18 protein-coding genes and 8 pseudogenes are annotated in these 22722 nt (G+C 62.1%); 3 read left to right on the forward strand and 23 right to left on the reverse strand.

Annotation, left to right across the window (positions count from 1 at the left end; all coding sequences use genetic code 11):
- Window positions 1-97 (reverse strand): annotated as a pseudogene (locus AC629_RS08240) (IS3 family transposase); the annotation flags it as partial.
- Between the two features lie 538 nt (window positions 98-635).
- Between AC629_RS08240 and AC629_RS48420 the strand changes: the two are divergent.
- Window positions 636-809: pseudogene (locus tag AC629_RS48420) on the forward strand (carboxymuconolactone decarboxylase family protein); the annotation flags it as partial.
- Window positions 810-1029: 220 nt separating this feature from the next.
- Here AC629_RS48420 and AC629_RS08245 read toward each other — a convergent pair.
- The 17 genes and pseudogenes from AC629_RS08245 to nifH (AC629_RS50465) all read right to left on the reverse strand — a co-directional run.
- Window positions 1030-1326 (reverse strand): ferredoxin family protein, encoded by a 297-nt coding sequence (locus tag AC629_RS08245; protein WP_074117069.1) that lies wholly within the window; start codon window positions 1324-1326, stop codon window positions 1030-1032.
- A gap of 39 nt (window positions 1327-1365) precedes the next feature.
- The gene (locus tag AC629_RS08250) at window positions 1366-2673 is read right to left on the reverse strand and encodes an FAD-dependent oxidoreductase (RefSeq protein WP_074117089.1); all 1308 of its coding nucleotides are present in this window, start codon (window positions 2671-2673) and stop codon (window positions 1366-1368) included.
- A 10-nt stretch (window positions 2674-2683) separates the two neighbouring features.
- Window positions 2684-3793, reverse strand: coding sequence for an electron transfer flavoprotein subunit alpha/FixB family protein (locus AC629_RS08255; RefSeq protein ID WP_074117090.1), 1110 nt, complete (start codon window positions 3791-3793; stop codon window positions 2684-2686).
- 390 nt (window positions 3794-4183) lie between these two features.
- Window positions 4184-4312 (reverse strand): hypothetical protein, encoded by a 129-nt coding sequence (locus AC629_RS49775; RefSeq protein WP_283808381.1) that lies wholly within the window; start codon window positions 4310-4312, stop codon window positions 4184-4186.
- Window positions 4313-4608: 296 nt separating this feature from the next.
- Window positions 4609-4951: pseudogene (nifW, locus tag AC629_RS08260) on the reverse strand (nitrogenase stabilizing/protective protein NifW).
- Between the two features lie 167 nt (window positions 4952-5118).
- A complete protein-coding gene (locus AC629_RS08265) occupies window positions 5119-5832 on the reverse strand; it encodes a nitrogen fixation protein NifQ (protein ID WP_245330246.1) in 714 nt (237 codons plus the stop codon).
- A 145-nt stretch (window positions 5833-5977) separates the two neighbouring features.
- A complete protein-coding gene (gene nifH, locus AC629_RS08270) occupies window positions 5978-6862 on the reverse strand; it encodes a nitrogenase iron protein (protein WP_074117092.1) in 885 nt (294 codons plus the stop codon).
- Between the two features lie 496 nt (window positions 6863-7358).
- Window positions 7359-8461: pseudogene (gene fni, locus AC629_RS08275) on the reverse strand (type 2 isopentenyl-diphosphate Delta-isomerase).
- 28 nt (window positions 8462-8489) lie between these two features.
- Entirely contained in the window at window positions 8490-9392 is a 903-nt protein-coding gene (locus AC629_RS08280) for a terpene synthase family protein (RefSeq protein ID WP_084804208.1), read from the reverse strand.
- The gene (locus AC629_RS08285) at window positions 9389-10939 is read right to left on the reverse strand and encodes a hypothetical protein (RefSeq protein WP_074117093.1); all 1551 of its coding nucleotides are present in this window, start codon (window positions 10937-10939) and stop codon (window positions 9389-9391) included. Before AC629_RS08285 ends, AC629_RS08280 begins: the two co-directional genes overlap by 4 nt.
- Before the next feature lie 302 nt (window positions 10940-11241).
- Entirely contained in the window at window positions 11242-12240 is a 999-nt protein-coding gene (locus AC629_RS08290; RefSeq protein ID WP_084804209.1) for a polyprenyl synthetase family protein, read from the reverse strand.
- 148 nt (window positions 12241-12388) lie between these two features.
- On the reverse strand, window positions 12389-13732 hold the full coding sequence (locus AC629_RS08295; protein WP_074117072.1) for a cytochrome P450: 1344 nt from the start codon (window positions 13730-13732) through the stop codon (window positions 12389-12391).
- Window positions 13732-14577, reverse strand: coding sequence for an SDR family oxidoreductase (locus AC629_RS08300; RefSeq protein ID WP_074117073.1), 846 nt, complete (start codon window positions 14575-14577; stop codon window positions 13732-13734). The genes AC629_RS08295 and AC629_RS08300 overlap by 1 nt, the downstream gene beginning before the upstream one ends.
- Window positions 14564-14872 (reverse strand): ferredoxin, encoded by a 309-nt coding sequence (locus tag AC629_RS08305; protein WP_074117074.1) that lies wholly within the window; start codon window positions 14870-14872, stop codon window positions 14564-14566. The genes AC629_RS08300 and AC629_RS08305 overlap by 14 nt, the downstream gene beginning before the upstream one ends.
- A gap of 1 nt (window position 14873) precedes the next feature.
- Entirely contained in the window at window positions 14874-16166 is a 1293-nt protein-coding gene (locus AC629_RS08310; RefSeq protein WP_074117075.1) for a cytochrome P450, read from the reverse strand.
- Between the two features lie 145 nt (window positions 16167-16311).
- Window positions 16312-17172 (reverse strand): annotated as a pseudogene (locus tag AC629_RS08315) (cytochrome P450); the annotation flags it as partial.
- A gap of 153 nt (window positions 17173-17325) precedes the next feature.
- Window positions 17326-17427: pseudogene (gene nifH / locus AC629_RS50465) on the reverse strand (nitrogenase reductase); the annotation flags it as partial.
- 405 nt (window positions 17428-17832) lie between these two features.
- On the opposite strand from nifH (AC629_RS50465), the pseudogene AC629_RS08320 reads away from it, so the two are divergent.
- Window positions 17833-18342 (forward strand): annotated as a pseudogene (locus AC629_RS08320) (IS5 family transposase); the annotation flags it as partial.
- Between the two features lie 525 nt (window positions 18343-18867).
- Window positions 18868-19612, forward strand: a pseudogene (locus AC629_RS08325) (OmpW/AlkL family protein).
- 1221 nt (window positions 19613-20833) lie between these two features.
- Here AC629_RS08325 and AC629_RS08335 read toward each other — a convergent pair.
- The 5 genes from AC629_RS08335 to AC629_RS08355 form a co-directional block, all read right to left on the reverse strand.
- Window positions 20834-21067, reverse strand: coding sequence for a hypothetical protein (locus AC629_RS08335; protein ID WP_074117076.1), 234 nt, complete (start codon window positions 21065-21067; stop codon window positions 20834-20836).
- 345 nt (window positions 21068-21412) lie between these two features.
- Window positions 21413-21682, reverse strand: coding sequence for a DUF6129 family protein (locus AC629_RS08340; RefSeq protein ID WP_074117077.1), 270 nt, complete (start codon window positions 21680-21682; stop codon window positions 21413-21415).
- Between the two features lie 33 nt (window positions 21683-21715).
- Complete coding sequence (locus AC629_RS08345) at window positions 21716-22069, reverse strand: DUF3024 domain-containing protein (protein ID WP_074117078.1); 354 nt, start codon at window positions 22067-22069, stop codon at window positions 21716-21718.
- A gap of 16 nt (window positions 22070-22085) precedes the next feature.
- On the reverse strand, window positions 22086-22325 hold the full coding sequence (locus AC629_RS08350) for a nitrogen fixation protein NifZ (RefSeq protein ID WP_074117079.1): 240 nt from the start codon (window positions 22323-22325) through the stop codon (window positions 22086-22088).
- On the reverse strand, window positions 22322-22642 hold the full coding sequence (locus tag AC629_RS08355) for a nitrogen fixation protein NifZ (RefSeq protein WP_074117080.1): 321 nt from the start codon (window positions 22640-22642) through the stop codon (window positions 22322-22324). The genes AC629_RS08350 and AC629_RS08355 overlap by 4 nt, the downstream gene beginning before the upstream one ends.
- Window positions 22643-22722: the final 80 nt, after the last annotated feature.

Raw genomic sequence — 22722 nt, forward strand, 5'->3', positions numbered from 1 at the left:
GGAACAGCTTCTTGTGGTTGACCAGATAGCCCTCCCGCTTGAGCAGAACATGCAGGCGCCGATAGCCGAAGCGACGGCGCACCTCGGCGATCGCTCTCTCACTTGCTCCCTATGCCCTACATTCTTTTCAGCTGCGCTTGGCGATCGCTTTCTCCACCAGCGGCTGTCGCCGACCCTCTTGACGGTCTTCCTCACCGTTGACCATCCGGTCTTCTTCGCTTCGATGCGCTTCTGTGTTGCGGTATCCGCTTGTCGGCAAGTTTCACTGAAGCCCACCTGCTGCTCGCAACGCGCTGACCGAACTTTTCACCACCGGTCGAGCCGAAAGGATGGCAACACGCACATAGATGACATGAGCCGGCGTTATGAGAGCCGTTGATTTGGGTGACTTGATATCGAGCGGAGCGTCCCGAAGGGCGATAGCGAGTTGCTATCTTCCGCGAATGGCTGCAGCCAAGCGTCGGCTGTTACATATCCGACAAACCGTACTTAAAAACGAATGGCATACAGCTTGCTTCGTTCACGGTGTTGCCATCTGCGCTGAGCGACCTTAGGAGAATACAATATGATTGGAATTGGATGTAAGCTGCCATCGTTCGAAACACTGACTGAGAAGAGCTTCCCGGGAAAATGGCAATCCCGGCCTGGACAAGTTCGAATTCGAGCTGTGGTCGCTTGCGGTCTCCCTAGATGGCTGCGGCACTTGCCTAGATGCTCATTGAAAGGCGCTGCGGGAGGCGAGCGTTGGTTCCGACGCGATCCAGATCGCGGTGCGTTTTGCTGCGATCGTGCAGCTGGCCGCGGTGGCATCGAGGCGGCTTGAACAAGCGCTGGTGATCCACACTAGTTCTTCACTGAGCCGGAACGAGGGTTGGATATCGCAAGCCCAGTTAAGGAAATGTTCACCCTCACGTTCCATTAGAACCCGCTCGGATTTTGACTCTCCACGCAAGTTGGGGCCGGCGGACAGGCCCCGCGGAAATGATCGCATCTCCAAAGAGCGATCACACCGCGGTACCTCGTTCGATTTCATCCAAACTTGAATAACACCCCATATCCGCCTCGCGGATAGTTCCATTCGATGTCGCCGCCAGGTTCGGCGATCACCCGGCAAGTGCCACACTCGATGCAGCCGTCGACAGTTATCTCAACCTGTCCCTTGTCGTTGAGTTCGTAGCAGCGCGCAGGGCACGCTTTCAAAAGCGCCTTTAGCTGTCGTGAGGGGGTCTCGTGCGCGCGGACCTTGACGTGCGGACGACCGACGTCAACCAGGTAGCGGTTGGAGTATAGCTTGTCCTCGACGCGCACTGAAGACTCGACCTTCATCCTTTAGGCCTCCTTTGTTCGGCTTCGATTTCTGCTTCGTCAGCGCCAGGCGCGAGCAAGACGGAATGCATCGCCGATCAGACCTGTCCATGACCGTGCCTTGACGAAGGATTTGACCGTCGCCTTCTCTTTCTCAATCTTTGGCGTACCATCGACGCGTAGAACGTTCTGCATCGCCTTCGAGACGAGTTGTGGATAGGTGAGAAAAAAGCTTTGCGAATTTGTGTGCATCAGCGTCGGTAGATCCTTGTACTTTTTGAGGTCTTTCATGACAAACGAATCGTCCAACATCTTCTTGTAGAGCGACAGATTTCTCGCCGTCATGCGCTCGCGCCGCGACTTGAGCTGGACGATTGCTTCGGCCGCGATGCGACCTGATGTCATAGCGAGGTTGGATCCCTCGCGATGAATGGCATTGTTGAGCTGCGCCGCGTCGCCCACCACGAGCCAGCCTTCGCCATAGAGCTGCGGGATTGCCTTGTAGCCGCCTTCAGGAATGAGATGCGCGGAGTATTCTTTGACCTCGGAGCCAACGATCAGGGGCGCCACAGATGGATGTCTCTTGAACTGATCGAGCAACCCGTAGGGCGTTTCGCCGGTGCGCTGGAAGTCAGCGACAAGACAACCGATACCGAGCGAAATGCATTCCTTGTTGGCATAGATGAAGCCCATACCCGTCATGCCGCGGGAAATCGTACCCGCCGCCTCAATCACAACCCCCTCGTCGCCCTGGAGATTGAAACGAGCCTCAATCGTCTCGCGAGGCAAAAAATGCATTTCCTTTACCGCGAGCGCAACCTTGTCCGCTGTTGGTCGTTCACGTAGGCCCGCCCGCGTGCCGAGCAGGCCGTTAACGCCTTCGGCCAGCACCACGACGTCGGCGTGTATCTCGCCGTCTCGGCGATCTGTACGGACACCAATGACCCATCCGTGGTCGTCACGTGCAAGTTCCGTGACTGTGGTCTCGTACAGGACGATCGCGCCGGCCTCCCGTACTTTTGATGAAAACCATTTGTCGAACTGTGCGCGGATGATGGTGTAGCGGTTCGGCCGCTCTTCGTTGAATTCGTCAGAACGGTAATGCATGCCGACGTGGGATTTGTCGTCCATCATCCAGAAGCGTTGCTCGACCAAATGACGCTCAAGCGGCGCTTCCTCGCGAAATTCCGGGATTAGCTTTTCCATCATGTCCGCATAGAGAATTGCGCCCTGGACGTTCTTCGAACCTGCATACTCACCGCGCTCGAGCTGCAGCACCTTCATACCATTCCTTGCCATGGTCAGCGCCGCCGCGTTGCCCGCCATGCCGGCGCCGACCACGATTGCATCGAACCTCTCATCTATCATGATCACCTCTCTAGCTAGCAATCTGGGCACGCGAAAGCGGCAAAAGCCGCGCTCGAAATGCAGCCGTCAGCGCCGGTAACAGCTGCATCGCATCCTTAACTATGGCGATATGGGCGAAATCGAAGATCGGCGCGTTCTTGTCGGTGTTGATGGCGACGATCAGATCGGCGCCCTCCACACCGACCCGATGTTGGATCGCGCCGGAAATGCCGGCCGCGATATAGAGCTTTGGCCGGATGGTTTTTCCTGTCTGCCCGATCTGCCGGTCGGACGTAACCCACCCCCTCTGTACCAGCGGACGCGAGCAGCCGTACTCTGCGCCCAGCAGCACCGCCAGTTGGCGCACCAAATGAAAGTTCTCCTGCGATCCCAGCCCCAAGCCGCCGGCAACCACGATATCGGCGTAGGCCAGATTGGATATTTCGGAATCGCGGTCGGGGATGAACGAGAGCACCTTCGTGACGATATCGTCTTCAACAAGGTTAAGAGGATGGATAATGATGCGAGCGGCGTCGCGAACGACACGATCGGGCATTGGCATCACGCGCGGCCGAACGGTTGCCATCTGCGGCCGGTAGTTCAACGTGTAGATTGTGCAGAGCAGCGAGCCGCCGAAAGTCGGACGCGTAGCCGCAAGCGAACCATCCGCGTCAACGTCAAGAGCCGTGCAGTCGGCAGTGAGACCCGTCAACAGCGTCGTCGCTACCGAGCCGGCGAGATCGCGACCAAGGGTAGTCGCCCCCAACAGCAATATCTCAGGCTTGTATTTGTTGACCAGTTCGCTTAGCGCTTTGGTGTAGGCTTCGTTGCGATACTCCAACAGCACATTGTCGGTCACGAGATAGGTCAGATCGGCGCCGTAGCAGAAGGATTCAAGAGCGGCGTCACGTGTGGCCTCACCTTCCGGGCCAATTACCACGGCTGCAAGATCGACCTTCAGCTTGTCAGCAAGTCTGCGGCCCGCACCCATAAGCTCCCAGGAAACGGGATGCACCTGACCGCGTTCCTGCTCGACGAAGACCCAGACGTGCTTGTAGGCCTTAAAGTGTTCCGGCAATTCTCTTTTGGCTGCAGCCCGGCTGGACGTGGCCGGCGCCACAGCTTTCGAAACCTTGGTCATACGTTTGAACTCCCCTAAAAACCCGCGCGCTTTCGGCGCAAGATCGCTCTCCAGGAGCGTGAGTTGCCTGTCGAAGATGGGTCGGATCAGCACCTGGCCCGTTGCTCGGCGGGCTCTCTCTGCCCCCGCCTTCGCACTGCGGACCGACGGTACAAAGGGGCGCATGACCATCGTCCGCGTGCCGCGGTAGGGCTCGACAGCCGTGGGCATGATGATCTTGAGTCCGTTATGCAGTTCGTGCGCGGCCTCCAGCGCGAGCCGCTTGCATGGGTCAATGTTGATAGTCGGCCACGCTGACGCAAGCTGCAGCTTGTCGTTGCGTGGGCGCGGATCGGGACAGCGCAGACGGTAGACTGCATGCCCTCTCTAGGTGTCGCTTGGACGCGCAAGCTAGTCATTAACCGGCATCACTCGGCCAATATCGACCTCAACGGCATCCAAGTCCATTTCGAGCGGCATTCCTGCGAGCGACACCCAAATGATGGCGGCAAGAGAGCTGTACAACATAGGCAACGTCATTGGCTTACTCTCAAACCTTATCTCCGGACACGGATGTATTCGGCGTCAATGACGCTGATGCCACGACAACAGCAAATGCCGTACCAGCTAGGGTGCCATCAAGAATTAAGTGGCAGGGCAATGACTTGAGAGAACTTGATAGCGACCATCAGCATGTTAGATACGACAATTCCGGACATCGTCTGGTATGCGACACTGCGCTTTGCCTGTTGCTGCAAAGGCGCTCTGGATGACGATTAAAACCGGCGCAACCGGCTGCGACAATAGGGCAACGCGATACTGGGGAATGCGCGAGGTTACTTCAATTCACTCAATGGCACGAACGCCGCCGGCTTCTTGGGCTCTGCGATCGCATCCTGCAAGACTTTGAACACGCGTTGGTCAATCGGCGAGGATGCCGCGAAATCGGCATAGGCTCGTTCCAACATCGACTTGCATCGAGCTGTGACTTCCGCCTCCGCAGCACCGGCGAACTGTTCCTTGCCGAGGTGTTGGCCCATGCGCCTTAAAATATGCAGGCGCGCGACATTGACGACCTTGGGATCGTAATCGACGCCAAGCAGGGCAAAAAAAATCCTCGGCGGAGGACGCCTTGTTGAGCCGGTCCAGGATGCCGGATCTCACTGGTTTGTCACTCATCGAAAACTCTCCCTGCCTCGCCTTGAGCGAGATCCTAAACACGTTGTTACGAGACAGAGGCCGCCTAGGAGGAGACTCCAAGGTCATCGAATCCCTGCTTCTTCGAAGCCTGCCAGAACTGCGCAGCGTCGATTCGAGGCATATCCAACGGACAATCCAAGTTCCAATCAGATAGGCCGGTCGTCGAGGACCTCACCAGATGCCTGTCGTAGAAAGTCGCGAGGGTGCCCGGCCACCCGGCTCTCGCCGCTTTCAGTGCCAAAGCAGACGTTGAAATCATTACATTGCGCGCACACGGGTGTCGTGCACATCACGAGGCCATCGTCCTCGCACAGCATCCGATAGAAGAAACGCTTCCATCGCATATTGTTGATGTTGCGCGCGGCGAGCGGAGCGAAATGACGAGTAAGCAACCGCGAGAGTTCCCCGCGATCGCGCAATCCGAGATCTTCCCAAAGGTGATTTGCCTCTATGGCGCGACGTGCAATCATGGCAGCCAGCCAACGGCCAACGTTCCCTTCTGTCGACCGTTGGCGGAGCAAGAGATCACTAACCATAGCGACCTCCTCATCCTCATTGCACTTGACATTCAAGAGCTGTTTCTCGGCTTTGATTTCAATCGCAGGGAAGTATTGCTCGAGCAGTACTGATAGCTCATGGCCGGACACGCCGGCTTTCTCGGGAACTGAACCACCATCCATCGTGGCAGCCGCCAGAATCGACGCTAGCGCATGGCGATCGAAATTGCTGTCACTGCTGGTATCGGCCTCTGCCGGATACATCCCGGTGAGCAAGCGATACGTGTTGGTTGCATGGTGCGCTTGACTGGTCGCATCTGTGGAACTGTCAGCCATAAAGGGAAAGATTTTCGTTTGGAACATGGCTTTGCGGGTTTTACGAGGATCAGATACCCCCGCTTCTTGTCCTGATCACGAGTCTCTGATGCAAATACCGGCCTCCCTGGGAAGGGGGAGCAGGGAGACCGGCATCCGTCGCGGCCCCTTGCAAGGCCGCGACTCGCGCCCCTTACGAGGCCGCGCGTTCGGCGGCGGGCTTTCCGATGATGGACTCGTCAGCCGCCGTTAGAATGCCGTGCTCCATTAGCATATCCTCGAGCTCATCCATGGAAATTGGGGTCGGGACGATGCCTTTGCCGCCATTGCCGTGGATTTTGGTCGCCAGATTGCGATAGTGGTCGGCCTGCTTGGAGTCTGGTGCATACTCCAGCACGGTCATGCGGCGTAACTCTGCGTGCTGCACGACGTTGTCGCGCGGCACAAAATAGATTAGCTGGGTTCCGAGTTTCTTGGCCAGCGCCTCAGCTAGTTCCAACTCCTTGTCGGTCTGCCGCTCGTTGCAGACAAGACCGCCGAGCCGCACGCCACCAGAGAGGGCATACTTCAGGATGCCTTTGGAGATGTTATTGGCGGCATACATCGCCATCATCTCACCGGACATCACGATATAAATCTCCTGCGCCTTGTTCTCGCGGATTGGCATGGCAAAGCCGCCGCAGACGACGTCCCCGAGCACGTCGTAGGAGACGTAGTCGATGTTCTCATAGGCGCCATTCTCCTCCAGGAAATTGATCGATGTGATGACGCCACGTCCAGCGCAGCCGACACCCGGCTCAGGCCCACCCGACTCCACGCAGCGGATGTCCCTGTAGCCGATTTTCATCACATCCTCGAGTTCGAGGTCTTCCACACTGCCGGCGCTTGCTGCGAGGCTTAGGATTGTGTCCTGCGCCTTCGCGTGCAGGATCAGGCGGGTCGAGTCCGCCTTAGGATCGCAGCCCACAATTAGGATCTTGTGACCCATTTCGGCCAGCGCTGCCAAGGTGTTCTGGGAGGTGGTCGACTTTCCGATGCCTCCCTTGCCGTAGAATGCGATTTGTCTCAGCGACGACATGTTGCTCTCCATAAACCATTTGCCAAAGTTGCGCGCTGTTGTGCGGGCGAGCTTATTTCCCTCTCAGAAGCGAGGGACACGGGGGAAGGAGAGCATCGCTCGTCTTGCGCGTCTGCGTGCACTCAGCCCTCGTCAGTGTTGCTCGATCCTGGTCTGCAATCGCCGTGCCAGCGCTCGTCGTTCGCTTCAAGCATCTGCTTTCGTTTAAGAACTCGATGTGTGTTTGGACGACATCAGGTGTTTTGGATCCGACAGGATTTTTCCTAATGTCAGATAGCAAACAAGGATCGCCATCAATCGTAAGGCAGTTGCTGCCATACGGTTCGCTCAGATGTGGAACGGCAATTGCCGATCGCTTTGCAAGCCGGTCATCATGGCGAGGTGAGCAGAGCGACAATGCAGGTCTGGTTTCCGTCGACAGCGATTGATTCGGATTGGGAGTATTCGTTGTCGAAAAGGACGAAATCCACGCGCGGCTCTGAAATCGACGCCGGCATCAACCGGCGGGCAGATGCGCCGAGGACAAAAGCGCGCCTGACGCAACGCCGCCAGATCAGCCGAGCCGGTGCAGAAGCAGGCGACGGCCAACTGGCGGATGACGATCTCGAAATGCGCGACAACCGCCTCAGTGGATACCGTAGCCGCGCGCAGCACGCCGGCCGCCTGCCCGGCCGTGTCCGCGCCCAGGCGGATGGCCTTGGCCACGTCGACGCCGTCGCGGATCCCGCCCGACGCGATCAGCTTCACCGTTGGGAGCGCCCGACGTACCGCCTGCACGCTGGCCGGGGTCGGAATCCCCCAATCGGCGAACGCCATCGCCACTGCGCGGTCGGCGGCATCGCGGGCGCGCTCACCCTCCACCGCGGGCCAACTGGTGCCGCCGGCGCCGGCGACATCGATCACCGCCACGCCCGCCTCGACGAGCGCACAGGCCACCGAGCGGACAGGCCCGACCCCACTTCCTTGGCCACGATCGGCACGCCCACGCTACGCGCGGCGCGAGCGATCTGCGCCAAGACGCCGCGCCAGTCGCGGTCGCCCTCCGGCTGTACCGCTTCCTGCAGCGGATTGAGATGGACGATGAGTCCATCGGCCTCCAGCGCATCCACCGCCCGGCGCGCCAGGTCCAGGCCGTCGGCCTCGCGCAGTTGCGCCGCGCCGATATTGCCGAGCAAGGGAATGTCTGGGGCCAGGCGGCGCAGCGCGCGCGTCAGTACCTGGGAGTTTCGGGATTGCAGACTCACGCGCTGCGAACCGACGCACATGGCGATTCCCAAGGCTTGCGCTGCTTCGCTCAGATGCCGGTTGATGGCCTCGGCGCGTGGCATGCCGCCGGTCATGGAGCTGATCAGCAGCGGCGCGCGCATGGTCTTGCCGAGCAGCGAGGCGCGCAGGTCGATCTGCGTCAGGTCCAACTCGGGCAATGCGCAGTGTTCGAAACGGATGTACTCCCAGCAGGCGGTGACCGTGGCCGGCGCCGTTCGCCGATCCAGCACGATGTCCAGATGGTCGTCCTTGCGCCGGCTCAGGCAGGTGTCGCTCATGCGCGCTCCATCCGTCGCACGGGCGAAGCGTTGCGTCGGATCGGACCGACGGCAGCGCGCGCACGCCGCCGCCTCCCGCGCGTTCAGGCCGGCGCACGCTGGCCTCCGCCCGCAGCGTCGCTGCGGTAGCGGCTGGTCGAAGTCTGGTAGTACTGCGCGCGGATGGCCGCCATCGCCTCGATCAACGGTCCCCACGGCGCGGGAAAGAGCTCTTCCGCCATTACCCGGTGCAGCATGCGCGTATGGCCGACCAGCTCGTCGTTGAGGAACTCGACCACAGGCATAGCCGGATAGCGCTGCAGCAGCAGGATCGCCGCGTTGTCGGCCTCGCCGGCCGTCCTGTCCTTGTCGCGCCCATGCAGATCGTTCTGCAGGCGACCTATCGCGGAGATGAGCCGCAGGACCTGGCGAAACGCCGGACGCGTGCGCAAGGTCGCCATGTCCAGCCCCCACAGCAACGACAGGCAACAGCACACGTTCGTGTAGGCGATCGAATCGATGCCGTTGTGCAGGTACTCGGCGTAGGACCAGCGTTCCGCCCCTGCCGCCTGCGCGTGTCCGGCGCGCAGCGCCGCGCAGTAGCAGCGGGTATCGTCGAGAAGCTGATCATAGTCGCGACGATCGTAGGCGAGAGCGGCCAGCGAAGCGCGCAGCACAGCGCAGCCCTCGAATCCGGGGAGTGCGCACGGCATGCCCTGCCCCAGCGCCTGCTCCACAGCTGCGAGCTGCTCCGGCGCGATCAGGCCAAGGTCGTTGCAATCGTCGAGCCAGAACAGCAGCGCCAGTTCGCGATAGAACGCCACGATCAGCGTTTCGTCCTGCGGATCGCGGCCGGTGCGGGCGCTGGTGTCGCGCAGGCTCGGGTGGATGCGCTGCAGAATGTACTGGCCGCCCCTGACCGCTTCCGCGGCATGCTCGTCGGCGAACCCGGTCAGGGAACGCCCCCATCCCAGCACCTGTTGCAGCGCGCGTTCGGTCTGGATCATGGCGCCGCTCCTGCTCCCTCGGCCAGGACGCCCCGCCCCCAACGAAGCGCCAGCCACAACCCGGCAAGTTCGGCTACGCGCACGACCCGTGTGGGGCAATACAGTTCCTTGCCGATCCACAGCGGCGTCTGCGGCAATGCATGCGCCGCATGGCGGGCGAGCATCCACTCCAGCGCGCGCGCCACCGCCTGCGCGATGCGCCGGCGCCCCGTCGGCTCTTCGCTCCCGTCCATCACGTACAACGCGAACAGCGCATAGGCGGTTTCCTCGAATGTGGATGCACGACCGGCGCCCCAGCCGCCGTCGTCGCGCTGCGCCTGCAGCAGCGCCGCCAGCGCGCGCTCGTCGCGCCACTGGGGCTTGCCTTGCGCCAGCGCAGCGAGCGCATGCGCGGTCGGATACAGCCACGAAACGTGCCATTTTTCGTTGTCCCATAGACCGTGCGGGTTGCGATTGGCCTCGACAAAGGCGCTGGTGCCGGCGGCGGGCTTTCCCAACAGTCGCAACGCATGCAGGGCATGGATGTTGGTCGACACCGAGGCATTGCGCTCGCCGGGGAAGGTGACGAACAGCTCGCCGATTTCGAAATGGCGCAACGCATCGACCGTCGGGTCGCGGCCTGCAAGGCGCAGGACGCACAACGCAACGGCGGTGTCGTCCGCATCGGCCGCGAAGTGCAAGGCCGGGCCCAGACCGCGCACGCCCAGGCGGGCGTCGAGCTGCGCGACGATCACGCGCACCGCCTCGGCGAGCGCGGGATGCGCGAACAGCCCCGCCAGATGCAGGGTGTACAGCGACCAGCATGGCTCGAACACATTGATCGGCCAGACGTTGGGAACGACACCTTCGATGCCGCTGCGCGTTGCCCGCGATGCCGCCTGCAGATACTCGTCGGCGCGCCCGACCTGCGGCGTGCTCCTCTGTGTCACGGCGTGCCCACGCCAGGCGGCGGTGGCCGCCGGACTGATGCCGATGCTGCCGTCGTCATCCGGACATGCGGTGGTCGGCGCCGTCCCCCAGGCTTCCCAGGAGTGCAGCAACGGATGGCCGCTCGGCAATGTCGCCCCCGCCCCCAGCTTGACCAGGCACGCTTGCCGCAACGGCAACAGCGCCGGGTGGCGCGGAAACGCCACGCCGCCCAGCACGGATGCGGCCTCGCCGCGCAATTGGGGCAGGATCAGCTCCGCGCCGATCGGCGCGTCTTCCGGCACCGCATGCGCGTAGGGATCGGGCTGGCGCTCGAGGAACCGGGTTGCAGCCTGGACTGCGTCGGCAGCGCCGGGAAGAGGATCGCCACGCTGCAATGCCAGCAACGCCGCCCACGTGGGCGCATGGCGGAACAGCGGGAAGTCCGCGCTTCCCCATCCGCCATCGGCCTGTTGCTGCGCGATGAGCCACGCGTATGCGTCCTGCCGACCGGTGACGTTGCCGTAAAACTGCAGAGCTCGCGCCGTGTCGTATACGGATGGACCGACGCTGCCGCCGTCGCTCATCTCGCTGAGCAGGTGGCGCAATTCGGAAAGGATCTGTTCGGACAGCGCGTTCACGCGGGATGTTCCTTCTGCAGACGATTGACGAGAACCAGGATCGGGCGGACGCCGCGCACGTCGCCGCAGTCCCGTCGCGGCCCGGCGCATGGGCAGCGCCGGACGGCCGCCCTGCTCCGGCGCGATGACGCGCCCCGATGCTGGCGCCACCGCATAGGCTTGCGCGCAGCGCGCCGCGTGCGCCGCGGCCGTGCTGGGCAACCGCTGCGATCGGCGCCGCGGACGCGGACACAGTGCAGCATGCACCGCTGCCGCCGGCCGATCGCAGCGGCACACGGGCGACTCCATGCGGACGGGCGCGCTCATGCGGATGGCGCGTGCTTGAACAGATACGCGTTGGCCCGCTGCAGCATCTGCGCCAACAGTTCCGCACGCGGCCCCAGCGGGGCGATGGCCTCCCCGGCGTCGCGCAACAAATCCAGCGCGAACTGGCGCGCTGCCTGCAGCCCCATGATCGACGCGCAGGTCGGCTTCTGCGCCGCCGCGTCCTTGCCGGGGGTCTTGCCCAGCGTCGCGGTATCCGCTGTAGCGTCGAGAATGTCGTCGACCACCTGCAACGCCAGGCCGAAACAGGCGGCGTAGCGATCGAGCGCACGGTACAGCGCACCGTGCGCGGCATCCTCCGCCATGGCGCATAGCGCGCCCATGCGAACGGACGCGCGCACTAGCGCTCCGCTCTTCATCCGGTGCATCGCCACGATCTTGTCCAGCTCGACGTGCTTTCCGACCAGCGATAGATCGATGGCCTGCCCGCCCGCGGCACCCTCGGCGGACACCGCCTGCGCCAGTTCGCGCACGAGCGCGATGCGGTTGTCGCCCGGCGCATCCATGCTCGCGAGGGTCAGGAACGCGTGCGCCTGCAGCGCATCGCCGACCAGGATCGCAGTGGCTTCGCCGAACTTGACGTGCACGGTCGGAAGGCCGCGGCGAAGCACGTCGTCGTCCATCGCGGGCAGGTCGTCATGGACCAGGGTACAGGCGTGCATCATCTCGATGGCGGCGCCGACGTCGTCGAGCATGTGCGCCGGCGTGTCGGCCAGTGCGCCGGCAGCCAGACAGAGCAAGGCGCGGGTGCGCTTCCCACCATGCAAGGTGGCGTAGCGCATCGCCGCGATCAGCTCGGTCTCACCGTCGACTTCGGCGCAGAGAAGACGCGCCAGCGCCTGCTCGACCCGCTTTGCGCCGTCCTGCATCCAGATCGCCGGCAGTAGCCTGCCGGATGCGCCGCGCGCCTGCGCGCCCAATCCGCCGAGCGCGCAAACGCCAGTTCGATCGTCGGGTAGCGTGGAACCGGTCTGCATGTTGTTAATGTCCTTCTACCTGACACGGCCATTGCGAGCGCCGAGCCGCCGCTTGTTACCCGCATCGCCCCGAGCGCGCGCGCCGAGTGCAGCAATGCCGCGCGTCGCCGGCGCCGCTGCCACGCCACACGGGGCATGCGATGCCAGCTCATGAGAATCCGATGCGGATTGTCATGGACGGGTGTGCGGTCGGATAATAGCGCCGGCCTTTTTCGACGCCGCTCAACAAACGCGGCCGCATCCCGGCCTTGTGCATGGTCAGCGCCAAGGCGATGCCGAACTGCACCAATTCCAGCCATACCAAGTGGTAGCCGATGCAGACGTGTGGGCCGGTACCGAACTGCAGCATGTCAACCGGCCGAATCGGCTCCGTGCGTTGCAGCCACCGCGCCAGGCGGAACTGATCAGGCGCCTCGTGCAGCAGCGGCGAGGTCGAGAAATGCAGCAGCGGGATGCACAGATGGGTGCCCGCGGGAATGCGCCGTTGGCCGAGTTGCAATTCCTGCAGCGCGCGACGCGGCAGGACCGTGGTCGCCGGATGCAAGCGCAGCGTCTCGCGGAACAATGCCTCGGCGACCGGACACTGCGCCAGGTCCGCGTGCCGGGTCGGCACCCCGCCGACGCGTTGCGCCTCCTCGACCAGGGCGTCCCACAGAAAAGGCTGCCGCGCCAGCTCGATCACCATCCAGGCCATCGTCGAGGCAGTGGTGTCGTGACCGCCAAGCAGCAGCAAGCGGATATTGGCGACCAGGACGTCATCGGAGAGCGCATCGTCGCCGCGATCGAAGGCGCTTACCATGTCGTTGATCAATCCAGTGCGTGCGGCATGCGCGCGCGCGTCGCGGACGAACTGGCGCAACTGCGCGTCGATCCAGTCGCGGGCGGCGCGGCCGCGCCGCAAGGGCAGTCCGGGCAGGTCGACCGGGGGCGCGACGATCAACTGGAGCAGTTGCCGGTACTTGCGATGCCATCCCGGCAGGTCCTGCGGGGGGATTCCCATGAGGCTAAAGATGAGCTTGAGCATCAGGTCGCCGGTTTCGCGCAGGATGGTTACGTCACCGCGGTCGCGCCACGCCTGCACCCGCTCCCGGATGACGAGCGCGAACAGGTCGCCGATGCCGGCCTGGGTCAGCCCCGTGGGCAGGAACGGCGCCTTGATCGCATCGCGCGCCCGCCGGTGCGCGCCGCCGTCCTGAACAACCAACGTTCCGCCAAACAATTCGGGCGCGATCTCTTCGATCAGCGCCGAGGACACGTCCTTGTGCCGGAGCAGTGCGAACGCATCCAGATCCACGCAGGTCATCAGGTGTCCAGCAGGGCCGAAATCCAGCCAGAAGTGGCTGCCCAGCGTCCGTTCCGCGCGCCGCAGCAGGCGCGGCAGGTCGCAGACGATGGCGGGAAGATGCCCGACCAGGGGGAAAGCGCCGGGCACGACCGGGATGTCGGACCGCAGCCGGTGCCGACGGTGCAGCGGGTTGAGCAGCATGTCCATCAGCAGCGCGGCGCCGCGGCCGCTTCGGCGGTGTCGCCGCCAGGCCGCGCGGCGCGGCTGTTGCCACCATCGGCGTAGGTCGGCACATGCGCCAGCATGCCGCCATCGATGCACACGACCTGGCCGGTGATGAACGCAGCATCGTCGGAGAGCAGGAACGCCACCAGCGCGGCCACGTCCTCGGGGCGGCCGACGCGCGGCAGGAGCTGGTGCCGGCGCAGATACCGTTGCATGCGCTCGTCCAACTTGGCTAGGAGACGCTCGGTCAGGACGAGACCTGGCGCAACCGCGTTGCAGCGGATCTGCGCATGACCGTACTGGGTGGCGAGCGAGGCCGACAGCATGTTCATCGCCGCCTTCGACGCGGCGTAGGACGTCTGTGCGGTGTCACCGCTGAGCCCCTGGCACGACGACATGTTGACGATCGCGCCACCGCCGCGAGCGATCATCCGTGGGATGACCTGCCGGCAGCAGAGCAGCGTGCCGCGCAGATTGGTCGCCATGGTCTGATCCCAGACGGCCAGGTCCAGGTCGAGGATCGCGCGGTCGCGCGGGGTCAGATGCATGGCGCTTGCGTTGTTCACGAGCAGGTCGACCCCACCGAAGTGCCGCTGCGCCGTCTCGAACAGCGCTGCCACCGCCTGCGCATCGGCGATGTCCATGGCCAGGGCCAGCGCGTGGCCCGCTTCTGCCGCGATCTGCGCGGTGCAGGCGATGGCCGCCGAGCCATCAATGTCGGCCACCACCACTCTGCCGCCCTCGCGCGAGATGGCGAGGGCGCATGCCTTGCCGATGCCGGCGCCGGCGCCGGTCACCACGGCCACCTTGCCTTCAAACCGTCCCATCGTGTCCTCCTGGATTGCGTTGGTCTTTCGCGGCATGCCGCTCGGCCTCCGCCGGAGAAGGAGCAGGATCGGCGCTGGCGCGCTCGTCATCGCCAGCGTCGCTTTCGATGACTCGAATAGCGGCGACGGGGCACTGGTTGGCGGCGAGCCGCACGGCGGCGTGCAGTGCCAGCGGGACCGTCGCCCCGCACACTTCGGCCACGCCGTCCGGTTCGCGCTGGCGAAAGGTGCCCGGCAGCGTCAGCACGCACTGACCGGTAGTTCCGCACAGATCCTGGTCGACCACGACGCGCATCTCAGCCCTCCCCTTTCGCATGCAGCCGCACCGGCAGCGCGCGGAACGTCCTAAGGAACGCGGAGGGCTCCCGGGTCGGCTGCTCGGCCAATGCCAGCAAGGGGAAGCGCGCCTGGATCCGCGGCAGGCTCTCGGCCAACTGCACCCGAGCCAGTTGCGCACCGGGACAGAAGTGGATGCCGTGGCCGAAGCTAAGCATGATCTTCCCGTCGGTCGACATGCCAGGACTGGTGCCGTAGAACCGCGATGGATCGAAGCGGTCGGGATCGGCGAAGGCGTCCGGGTCGCGATTGCCGGCCGCGATCAGCACGCGCACATCCGCATTTTTCGGGATCACCACGCCGCCCAGTTCGATGTCGCGCTGGGCGATACGCGCAGTGGCGCTGAACATGACGGGCGCGTCGCAGCGCAGGACTTCTTCGACGAATGCCTTCACCCCCACAGCGTCTCCCTGCAGCCAGTGCCGCTGTTCGGGATACGCCAGCATCGCCAGGACCGCATGGTCGATGGTCGCCGCAGTGGTGGCGAAGCCGCCCAGTATCATGCCCCACAGCATGCTGATCAACTCCGCATCCGACAGCGTGTCGGCATCGTCGTCGTGTGCGCCGACCAGCATCGACACGATGTCGTGGCGGGGATCGGCGCGCTTGCGCTCTATGAGGTCTCCGAAGTAGGCCTGCGCCCTGGCGCTGGCCGCGTCCGCAGCGGCGAGCTGGGGATCGCTGGCGTGCGGGCTCAGCCCTTCCAGAATGGCTCCGATGCCGCCGGCAAGCCCAAACATGTCGTCGTGGGGCATGCCGAACAGTTCGGCGAAGACCAGCATGGGCAAGGCCAGCGCGAATTCCCGATGCAGGTCCACCGCCTCACCGCGCTCGAGCGCGGGCGCCATGCCGTCCAGGCGCGCTGCGACGATGCGCGCGATGCTCGGCCGCAGGTTGTCGATCTGACGGATGGTGAAATCGCGTGAGATCAGCCGGCGCAGACGCGTATGCGTCGGTGGGTCCTTCATCGCTAGCGTAGACGCCAGCAGATTGAGCGACAGGCTGGTCGCCGCACGCGGGAAATAGCGCGCCAGTTCGTCCGGCGCCGGTCCCCGAAAGGCATCGCCCGTGGCCATGAGCGCCCAGTAGATGTCGGCGTGGCGGCTCAACAGAAAGCGGCCCGACACCGCGCGATGCACCGGATCGTGCTCGCGCAACCACCGCATGAACGGATAGGGGTCATGGATGCACGCTGGCGACGCCAGTTCGGCGAAGGCGTCCCGGCATGCTGCCTTGGTTTTTTGCACGTCCATCTTGGTTACCTTTCGGCTGGCTGATCTGACCGGCGCGCGCCAGGCGCGCCGGCAAATTGCGGAGAAGATCGCGTTTCCCGGCGGCGTCCCTCATCACCAGAGCACCGGCAACTCCTCGAACCCGCCAGTGATGATCTCATGATGCGTCCCAGCCCGCGCCCGGCGGGTACATGCGCAGGATTTCCTCCACCGCCTTGTCTACCAGGGATGGATCGCCGACCAGGCATTCGCGCTGTTGCGGATGGCGGAACATGGCCAGCAGGCCGTATTCGATCTGCGCGGCGGTGCTCTCGTGCCCCGCCACCAGCATGCTCGCAGCAAGGCGGATCGCCTCTTCCTCCGTCGCTTTGCCCTGGTCGACGGCCGCGAGCAGATCCGTCAGCAGGTTGTCGCCCGGATCCTGGCGCTTGTTCCGCATCTTGCCGCGAATGTAGGCGCGCAGTTCTTCCCAGGCCAGGCGCGACGCGCTGCGCGGGCCGCTTTCATGCTGGTGCGTCATCACCTCATCGGACCGCCCGGCGAACAAGGCGTGATCCTCGTAGAGCACGCCCATCAGCGCGCTGATGACCATGGCTGGAAGCGGAAAGGAGAGGTGGCGCCGCAGGTCGGCGGGCTGGGGCTGGGCCGCCAGCGTCTCGAACAACTGCGCGGCGATCGCCTCAAGCTGCTGCGCGAGCAGCTTCACCCTGCGGTCGTTGAAGGCCGGCGCCACGATCGTGCGTAACCGGGCATGCTCGCCCCCGTCGTGCGAGACCAGCCACCCCGGCGAACCGAGAATCACCGAATCCGGGGTGAATGCCGCCGGCGGCATTCCCGCGGGCCGGAACGCCGCGTCAGACAGCACCGCTCTGGCCTCGTCGTAGCCTGTCACCCACCAGCCTTGGTGCCCGGATGGGAAGCTTACGCGGTGGATCGGACCGTTGGCGCGTAGCGCCAACATCTCGGGCGAGGGCTCGATGTGATCGACGCGCGACATCGGCAGCGTCGGCAAGGGTTGTTCGGACATGGTAGCACTTCACTCTCTAAGCGATGGAAGGACGGAAGGTGACCGTCAGGGGCTGCGGGCGGCGAATGAAGTAAGACGGCATGTAGACGACGTCCTCCGCGGCGTAGCCCGACTCGATTTTGAAGATCGGCCAACGTGTAACTGTCGGCATACCGCGGCGAGATGCAGAACTTTATCCTGCGCCTTCGAGTTCAGGATAAGGCGAGTGTGGTGGGCCTTTCAGTCGCAGCCGGCCATCAAGATTTCCTGCGCAAGGATGGACAAGGACGGCGAGCCTGTTTGCTAGGGGCTGTTTCGCCGAGGCCCCTTCCTATAGAATGATGCAGATTTGACATTTTGCTTTTCTTTCTTCGTTCCATAGATCGGGGTCATCGACGAAATGAAGCTCGGTCGGCGGCTCCCGGCTCGCAACGAAAGAGTATCAAAACTCGTGCCAAATTGGCCGACCCAGCAGGACAACAACATTGTGATTGCTTTTCAGCGGATTAGCCTGAGGCCGGACAAGAGCCCGGCGAAATAGGCCGGTGTCGCGAAGCCGACAAAGGTGACAGACCAGTGTCGGATAGTACGGTCGTCAGACGCCAGACCGGCGGCACCTTCTTTATCAGTTGTCCTGTCCTGGAATGATGCCAGGAGACCTCTGGTGCGCATCTTCGAAGGGCCACGCCCAGCGAAGACTGCGTCGTGCTGTCGCTCGACTCGACCTCGATTAAAGCTCACTGGTGTGCCTTCGGCGAAAAAGTGGGGGGCACAATCGAGCAATCGACCGCTCGCGCGGAGGCCGCACGACAAAAATCCATAAGCTGAGCAATCCGCTCTGCCGGCCGGTCGTCGTGCATCTGACCCGAGGCCAGGATGCCGATATCGCGGCGCCCGATGTTCTGGCGCTCGCGCCGCCCATGAGCGCGCTCCTCGCTCACAAAGGATATGACGGCGACAACCCTCGCGGCGATTGTTCGTCGCGGCGTCAAGCCAGTCATCTTGAACAAATCCAACCGCGTCCTCATCCATCGCTTCAACAAACGCACCTACAAAGGCCGAAATGTCATCGAGCGCTGCTTTTGCAGGCTCAAAGACTTCCGCCGCGTCGCCAGCCGATACGACAAGCTCGCCCGGAATTTACTGGCCGCTGTTCATCTCGCCGGTCTCGTCGAATATTGGCTCAATTGAGCCTGGACCCCAGTACTGTCGTTGCTTGGATGGAGCACTCAAGATGATCCCCAGCGATGCTCACGCGATGAACCGAGCACGCATTGTCCGCCCATGTGATAGGATTTCAGAACTTGCTGGCGTGCGTGTGGGAGAGAAGAACGCGGCTCTCCCATAGGCTACTGTTCGGGGCAAGCTCGAAGGTGAGTAGCGGTATTCACAGACCAGAGCTTCAATTCGGCTTTTCGCCTCGCGAACACGATCTCCTTTAGGCATTCGCGCGCACAGATCGAACACCAGGATCACGGCGCTATACCGCAAATGGATTTACGCCAGAGCATGACGCCAAAACGCGGTTTCTAAGAAGCGAAACTCAGGCACGACATGCCGAATGATGTTTAGAAGAGGAGACTAATGCTTGACGACGGCGATCCTTCAACGTCGTGAAACAATCGATCCACGAGCTGCTCGATTTGATCGGCATCAACCTCTTTGCCATCCAACTTGTGTCAGAGATGTCCCGCGACTCCTCGCGATGGATTTGGAATGGAGATTTCGATGAGAACAAGGACACTTCTGACGATTGTGCTAGCTGCGACGCTCGGTGCAGGCGCCATGACCGTACAGGCTGCCGATCTGGCGTACGCGCCCCTCTATACCAAAGCGCCGGTCGTCGACGCTTGCAATCCATGGATGATCCGCTTGCGCGTACTGGGCGTTGTGCCGGATGTCGGCGGGACCTCGGTCAATGTCGCTGGCGTCCCGCTCCTGTCCTCCCCGCACTCCGCGCTCTCGATCAGCGATCAGCGATCAAGTCATACCGGAACTCGATATCAGTTATTTCTTCACGCGGAACATCGCTGCCGAACTTATTCTCGGCGTGACCACGCATCATATCATCGGCACCGGGACGCTCAACGGGCTTGATATCGGCAAAGCCTCGCTGTTGCCGCCGACGCTGACTTTGCAATATCACTTCACCGATTTCGGCGCGTTCAAGCCGTATGTCGGTGCTGGCATCAATTACACCGTATTCTTCAACCAATCCGCCGCCAATACGCCGTTCGCTGGCTTGGTCGTGACCGATCTGCGCATCAGCAACCAAGTTGCCCCGGCCGTCCAATTTGGCTTCGACTACATGCTCGATCCTCATTGGGGCCTCAACTTCGATGTGAAGAAGTTGTGGCTGAGGCCGAGTTATTCGGCACTTGCAAACAACACGATTCCAGTCTTCGGACACGCCAATATGGACCCATGGCTGGTCAGCGGCGGCATCGCGTACAAGTTCTGACGCGACATCCCGCAAGGTTAGGTTTGATCCAAGGATAGAGCGTGATGACGATTCAAACAACCGCATCTCGCTCGAACGAGCCAATGTCGGACGCAGTGCCAAAGAAAGTGTCCGACCAGGTTATTCTTTCGTTGGCGCGCCGGTCGCGAAATTCAGCCTCGCAGCGGGCAAGACATTGATCAAAGATAGACTTCGGGTGGACAGCGCCACAATAAACGAAGTGGGTCGTTCCACGTGATCCGCGATGGAACATCGATCCCACTAAAAGCCCGATGAAATCAGCAACATGCAAGGCCTTACATGGCGCACGGAATTCTCAAAGGATTCTCGAGGCGACGTTTTGTTTTGCTGACGAAGATCCACAATTCCAGAGGCGTCGGTTCCAGCAGGATAAGCCGCTCCCGGCTAACGCGAGCGCGAGCCGAGCGTTTTTAGGTACGTTTCAATACACTCACAAGGCGATCGACTCGTTTGCCGTTCCCTGAGGTGGCACGATTTCGTCAATGCCTTCGGTCGTGGCCGGGCGGTGCCAGACACCGTCGAGATAGACAACCACCAACGGACCTGTGTTGCAAAGCCGAGGCAACCCGCCGCCGCCAAAGCCGACATCCGAGAGGGCATGCGCTTCGATCGCCTTGCCCGATCGTCCATAGGGCAATGGCGCCGGAAGCGGGATCAGTGGGCGGACGCTCGGTGTGGCAGGCAACGACACGATGCTATAGAGTTGAGGAAACGCGAATTATTTCTAGGCATCATGCCTCTGGCTCGCAATCTCTCTGAAAATGAACGATCGGGTACGAGCTCATCGTCTCTGACGACCGCTTTTCGTTTGAAGGCGCACGCACGAAATGATAGCGCTCCACCTGCCGGTTGCGCAGACAGCCAACACGCTGGCACCATGATCATTGGCCTCGCCGGCGAGATCAGTTACCTATAACCTCAGCGTCACAGTCCTCGCTAATTCCAGTGTTTGATCTTGTCGTCACACCCCTTTGGTCCATTTTGATCTGCTCCACCATTCGACTTCTTAATCCAGGCTCCACGCCATCATGCGAAGAGATAACCCCAATAGTCATTGCCGAAAGCTCGCATCACAACAATTGGAAGCGGCCGCTTCTCGCTGTCGTGTTCGATCCGCGATAGACTAAACGCCCTGCGCCGCCCACTCGATCGCATCGGCTGGAGAATGCGAAGGGCTCAACCTCGCGGCGAGCCAGGGTCTCACTGATTTCTTCGCTCCGCAGGCGCTACAGCTTCCTGCCTGAAGGCATCCACTGCCGCGCGCGTCAGCTGGAAAACGCCGCGACAACGGCCCAGTGGACGATATGCAGAGCCGGCTCGGGCCTTGAGGAAATCGAACCATTGCTCGGGCGTAAGCCTCGCCGGACGCTCGCTGATATGGATCACCCTGCTATTTGGGGCGAAGCGGACGTGAATAATGATCTGCGAATTCATATCGTTCCCGTTGTTGTTAGGTTTAGAGACCGGAAGCCGAAGTCTGAAGAGCTAGAGTGTGACGCCCTCAGTTTCGAGCCCCTTGCTGGACCTCACGCCAAGAGTTGGGCTCGGCGCCTGCATTGGTGCAGGGGTGGCCGATACGCCCAGGTCGCTTGGAACCGCAACGGCATACTGACGGCCAAGATAGGCCGCGAAAGCCCACTCGAGCGTTCTCAGTCGTCTGCCGATTAGAAATTCGCTTCGAACGCGATAGCGCTTCGGCGCTCCGAGAGCCGAGTGAAAGAGGCGTCGCATTCACCGAATGCGCGACATCGAGGTGATCCTCTGCGGGTCCAGTGCCAATCACCGTCCAAGATGCCTTCTAGCCAGCACCAATCCAGTGGCTCGCGCCTGGTCGGCCGTGATCTGCGTGCAGGGGTTGGATCCATCGACTAGATGCAGGTCAAACCGCGGAAGACGCCGGAACGGCTGCTCCGTCACATCTGATGCATCACATTGAACCCAGGTGAGCTGCGGAAAGCGGCGCCTTAGTTCGGCAAGCGCGCTAGTATCAGTGTTACGTGTCGCAAGCAGGCGTTCGATTTCGTTCAGTTGTTCTTTGGCGAGCGCCATTGTGGCTCCTGTAAGACTGCTCCCAAATGAGCATCACTGCCAGAACAGCCGCTCGGGATCCGTGTTCAACTCGTCGATCGCCGACGCCAGCCGGTGGAAAATGCTGTAAAATTCCCAGCTTCGTCGTGCATGATTCTTGAAAAACAGCTTCCAGGTTCCGCTCACAGCATCGTACTGAAACAACGCAACATTGATCTGACCGCCGCCCTTATCGATATTGCGCGAGCAGCAGGGACTCTCGATGAGATAGCCAGCCCTTACCGCCGTCACACGGGGCGAGACATACCGGTAATGCTTGCGCGAGATTAAGGCACGTTCGATCCGCTTGCGATCGAGCTCGTTCGGATGTGGGATCAACCCTATTGGCACCTTTTTCATTGCTCTCATTGCGAGACTCCTCCCCTCAATGGACTGTGATCTCTTCTTCAAGACAACCGACGACCAGCCCTCCCCTGAACTTTACAAGATAGATCGGCACGCTTGTTTCGGTATGCATCATGACCCGAACGATCTGGCCGATACGACCAGCGCCGACCAGGATCCCATCAGGCGGCGCGGTCGCAACTGACCCGTCATTGACGAGATCGACTGCGATTCTCACGCACTGGCCCGATCGATATTTTGGAACGCGCGCCTCCGTCATGATACAGCCTCGTCCGGCAAGGGCAGATCATCGCTCTCGACGCACGAACCGACCGGATCGAGCTCTTTGCGCTTCATGCCGACGCGGTAGCCACTTTCAAGAAATTCGACACCGTAGATGTAGAATTTCTGCAGGAACGTGCCGATCGAAATGACATAACCCACCTCGCCCCTTCTCGCCAGAATTTCACCGATCTCCTTGCCTCGAAAAGTGCCGTCATTGCGGACGGTGCGGCTGGCCCGCACCTTTTCGCCAAAGGTGAACGCGGGCGGCCCGTTTAGCTCGACCACATCACTGTCGCGAACGATGTTGTTCATGCGCCTTCCCCTTGCGGACCTGCAGGGTGCACAACGACGCGAGTACGGACGCTCTTATGCACCATACCGTTCTCATCTTT

It is taken from the genome of Bradyrhizobium sp. NAS80.1 (genome assembly GCF_001908205.1).
Lineage (GTDB): Bacteria > Pseudomonadota > Alphaproteobacteria > Rhizobiales > Xanthobacteraceae > Bradyrhizobium.

Excerpts from the sequence above, each read along its gene's own strand:
- AC629_RS08245 (WP_074117069.1), bottom strand. The coding sequence starts at position 1,326 with ATGAAGGTCGAGTCTTCAGTGCGCGTCGAGGACAAGCTATACTCCAAC.
- AC629_RS08250 (WP_074117089.1), bottom strand. The coding sequence starts at position 2,673 with ATGATAGATGAGAGGTTCGATGCAATCGTGGTCGGCGCCGGCATGGCG.
- AC629_RS08255 (WP_074117090.1), bottom strand. The coding sequence starts at position 3,793 with ATGACCAAGGTTTCGAAAGCTGTGGCGCCGGCCACGTCCAGCCGGGCT.
- AC629_RS49775 (WP_283808381.1), bottom strand. The coding sequence starts at position 4,312 with ATGACGTTGCCTATGTTGTACAGCTCTCTTGCCGCCATCATTTGGGTG.
- AC629_RS08265 (WP_245330246.1), bottom strand. The coding sequence starts at position 5,832 with ATGTTCCAAACGAAAATCTTTCCCTTTATGGCTGACAGTTCCACAGAT.
- nifH (WP_074117092.1), bottom strand. The coding sequence starts at position 6,862 with ATGTCGTCGCTGAGACAAATCGCATTCTACGGCAAGGGAGGCATCGGA.
- AC629_RS08280 (WP_084804208.1), bottom strand. The coding sequence starts at position 9,392 with ATGATCCAGACCGAACGCGCGCTGCAACAGGTGCTGGGATGGGGGCGT.
- AC629_RS08290 (WP_084804209.1), bottom strand. The coding sequence starts at position 12,240 with ATGCAGACCGGTTCCACGCTACCCGACGATCGAACTGGCGTTTGCGCG.
- AC629_RS08295 (WP_074117072.1), bottom strand. The coding sequence starts at position 13,732 with ATGGACATGCTGCTCAACCCGCTGCACCGTCGGCACCGGCTGCGGTCC.
- AC629_RS08300 (WP_074117073.1), bottom strand. The coding sequence starts at position 14,577 with ATGGGACGGTTTGAAGGCAAGGTGGCCGTGGTGACCGGCGCCGGCGCC.
- AC629_RS08305 (WP_074117074.1), bottom strand. The coding sequence starts at position 14,872 with ATGCGCGTCGTGGTCGACCAGGATCTGTGCGGAACTACCGGTCAGTGC.
- AC629_RS08310 (WP_074117075.1), bottom strand. The coding sequence starts at position 16,166 with ATGGACGTGCAAAAAACCAAGGCAGCATGCCGGGACGCCTTCGCCGAA.
- AC629_RS08335 (WP_074117076.1), bottom strand. The coding sequence starts at position 21,067 with ATGAATTCGCAGATCATTATTCACGTCCGCTTCGCCCCAAATAGCAGG.
- AC629_RS08340 (WP_074117077.1), bottom strand. The coding sequence starts at position 21,682 with ATGGCGCTCGCCAAAGAACAACTGAACGAAATCGAACGCCTGCTTGCG.
- AC629_RS08345 (WP_074117078.1), bottom strand. The coding sequence starts at position 22,069 with ATGAGAGCAATGAAAAAGGTGCCAATAGGGTTGATCCCACATCCGAAC.
- AC629_RS08350 (WP_074117079.1), bottom strand. The coding sequence starts at position 22,325 with ATGACGGAGGCGCGCGTTCCAAAATATCGATCGGGCCAGTGCGTGAGA.
- AC629_RS08355 (WP_074117080.1), bottom strand. The coding sequence starts at position 22,642 with ATGAACAACATCGTTCGCGACAGTGATGTGGTCGAGCTAAACGGGCCG.